Origin of the sequence: Negativicoccus succinicivorans (genome assembly GCF_018373335.1) — a bacterium.
Classification (GTDB): Bacteria; Bacillota; Negativicutes; order Veillonellales; family Negativicoccaceae; genus Negativicoccus; species Negativicoccus succinicivorans_A.
In genome coordinates, this window is record NZ_JAHAHH010000109.1 from 1 (window position 1) to 2,491 (window position 2,491).

General features: G+C 49.5%; 2 protein-coding genes. Both read left to right on the plus strand.

Annotated elements, in window-relative coordinates; translation table 11 throughout:
• Positions 1 to 53: 53 nt before the first annotated feature.
• Complete coding sequence (locus tag KH813_RS06455) at positions 54 to 1,331, plus strand: TonB-dependent siderophore receptor (RefSeq protein ID WP_303994524.1); 1,278 nt, start codon at positions 54 to 56, stop codon at positions 1,329 to 1,331.
• A gap of 424 nt (positions 1,332 to 1,755) precedes the next feature.
• Positions 1,756 to 2,491, plus strand: a 736-nt coding sequence (locus tag KH813_RS06460) for a TonB-dependent siderophore receptor (protein ID WP_303994525.1), incomplete at its 3' end; no start/stop codon positions are given.

The window sequence follows — 2,491 nt, forward strand, 5'->3', positions numbered from 1 at the left end:
AGAAAATATCCAGTGACGCGCAGAATACCGAGTTGAGACCTCTGCGAGTTGGGATGGGAAGAAAGGCTTTAAACGGCATGGCGCAGATCGCGGGCGGAAAAGATAAAAAGTCGGAACAGCAAACGTATGGTTTACGTTGGCAACGCACTACGGCGGCGAACGATTGGGAAATCAGCGCGTATATGAGCCGTTTTGATTGGGAAGACGCGACCGACCCCAAAGTTATTAAAACGGTGCCGTCGAATCCCATGGAAAAGAAAGCGTATGATGATAAGGTACGCGCGCAAAATGCATACGACTTCAACGACAATACGAATCGCGAATGGACAGTGGAGGCGAGAAACTCCACGCAGCTTACCGATAATCAGCGACTGACTTACGGCGTAACGTATACCGACGCTAAAGTCAGAGGCACGAATTTGGGCGTCGCCGGTGAGAAGCAGTACAATGTTTCCCAAAACGGTACGAACAAAGTGGCGTCGGAACGCTCGTTGGCCACGTACGCGGCGTATGTGCAGGATGAAATTCGCGCCGACAAATGGTTTATCGTGCCCGCGTTGCGTTACGATCACAATGAATACTTCGGCGGTCACGTTTCGCCGAAACTCGGCGTGACGTATAACGCGCGTGATAACTTCCGCATCAAAGCGAACTACGGCAAAGGTTTCCGCGCGCCGTCGCTCATGCAGCTCTTCTTTGATTTGGATCGCAAAATGGGACCGTCCTGGGTGCATAGCGTGGGCAACCCGGATCTCGATCCGGAAACATCGACCGGTTGGGACTTGGGAGTCGAAGGCGAATGGGATCGCGGCTACGGTTCGTTGACCTATTTCGACAACAAAGTGGATGACCTGATCGAGAGCTTCAGGGTGGGCTTGGATGAAAACGGACATAAGCTCTTCCGATATAGAAACGTTAACAAAGCTCGCATTAAAGGCGTTGAAAATACTCTCGGCTATCGCTTCAACGATACTCTTTCCGCGCAAGTGGTTTCCACCTGGCTGGATGCGAAAGATACGACGAAAAATAAAGATTTACCGCGTCGTTCCGAGCTTTCGCAAGCTTGGCAGCTGCGCTACGATGACCATCAGGATACAGGCTGGTCCGCGGCGCTTTCTCTGCAATATGAACACAACTATTTGGCGGAGCCGGTCACAAGAGGGGGAGCGGAAGAAAAGAAAAGTTATCACCTTTGGAATCTTACCGTTACTCGTCAATTCAACCCGGATCTGCGTTTGTGGGGTAAAGTCGAAAATATCGGCGACAAGTACGATAGAAGCCTTAACTTGTACGGTCGCGAATGGGCGCTCGGTTTGGAATATCAGTTTTAACTGTGTAAGCAAAGGAGGAGAATATTCTCCTCCTTTTTTTACATAGAGCGGGACGCGCTACAAGAGAATTTTTAATGGGCATACGCACCATGCCTGGTCGGAATCCGGTGATGATCGCGTCACAGAGCGGGCAAGAGATAAACCGAAAGTCGGTCATTTGGCACACCTGATCGCTATAGCACGTCGCGACGCAATACACACGTCGGTTCAATCCTATTGCCGGCTCCATACAAAATATGACTCCCCGCTTTTTGCGGGGAGTCATATTTTAGTACAGATGAAAATTCAGATACAAAAATTTTCAGATGATATTCGATGATATTGAATGGTTGAAAAAATAATATAGTTTACACTGATGAAAAAATATATTACAATGAGAACGAATATCAAATATTTTTTTAAAATTAATTAACGGAGGGGAATAATGAATAAATTGGCACGCCGACAGGCTGCGCTTTTGGCAGCGTGTTGTTTGGGATGCATGACTGCGGTGGCGGCAGATGTGCCGGTATATGACATCGGTGATATCGTTGTCACGGCTACACGCACGCAAAATGCGACGAAAGAAGTGCCGGCGGCGATACAGGTTATCGATAGCGAGAAGATCCGGCAAAGCGGCGGGTCAAATCTTCGTGAAGCGCTTTCGTACTATACCAATATCATGCAAACACGGATCGCTCATGGCGGCCATGATGTCATGATTCGCGGCATGGATACGAACAAATCGTTGATTTTAGTTGACGGTCGTAAACCTGCGAACGAGTCTTCGAGCGCCAGCTTGGGCACCGCGCGCGCCATGGAGCGAATCAATTTGCAACAGGTGGAACGAATTGAAATCCTCCGCGGACCGTCGAGCGCGTTGTACGGATCGGACGCGATGGGCGGCGTGATCAATATCATCACGAAAAAATCGACTTCGCCAAGCGGCTCGATCGGCGGCGAATACGCATCCACGGGCCATACGCAGTGGGTTCATTACGATACCGGTCGGCAAGGGAAACTGGCCGCTACCGTAGGGGCGCGTTTCCGTCATACCGATCGGGATACGATCAAAGGCGAAAAGTGGTCGGAATATTTCGGTAATGATCAGACGTATAATCTCGCTCTTGACTACTATTTTGCCGATGCGAATAAGTTGACCTTTACGGCGGATTATTATC